Genomic DNA, 783 nt, shown 5'->3' on the forward strand with positions numbered 1-783 from the left:
CCTGCATCAGGTAATGTTGTCATTAATGCTCAACCGGCTCCACCTGCAGCTCCAGTTGCAACGGCTGCTACTGCAGTGATCTGTGGAGGCTTTACTGCTAATTGGAATGCTGTTTCTGGAGCTACTTCTTATGGGATGGCGGTTTCTGATAATATTAATTTTAGTTCTAATCTCCCTTCTTATGATGGTAGTTCATTAACTTCGGGAACTTCTTATAATTTAACTAATTTAACCCCTGGTGTTACTTATTATTATAGAATTTGGGCATATAATAGTTGTGGACCTAGCGCTGATTCTTCTAATATGATTACTGTTGAAGTAGTTGGTAATCCAACCACTGCAGATGCAGGAACAAATCAGACTCAGTGTGAAACAGCCACAGCAACCCTTGCAGGGAATACAGCTACAGTTGGAACAGGAGTATGGAGTTTAGTTAGCGGAGCAGGAACAATCACAACCCCATCGTCACCTGCTTCAGGAGTAATAGGATTAGGTTATGGCGCGAATGTTTTCCGTTGGACTATCAGCAATGGCGACTGTACGGCATCAAGTTCGGAAGTGACCATTACAAGAACTAATGAAATAGTGGTTGCCTCTGGTAATAAGACTCCAGTAAGCTGTAATGGTGGAACCAACGGAACAATCACTCTTGGAACTGTAAGTGGAGGAACAGCACCTTATGTTTACAGTTGGAGTAAAACGACTGACCCTACTTTTACAGCCAACACTGCAAACTTAATTGGTTTAAGTAAAGGAACATACAATTACAGCGTGACGGATGCC

At 42.4% G+C, this 783-nt stretch carries 1 pseudogene; it reads left to right on the forward strand.

Annotated features, from left to right (window positions below):
- Window positions 1–783, forward strand: a pseudogene (locus B0A75_RS20040) (hypothetical protein); the annotation flags it as partial.

This window comes from Flavobacterium oncorhynchi, from assembly GCF_002217355.1.
Classification (GTDB): domain Bacteria; phylum Bacteroidota; class Bacteroidia; order Flavobacteriales; family Flavobacteriaceae; genus Flavobacterium; species Flavobacterium oncorhynchi.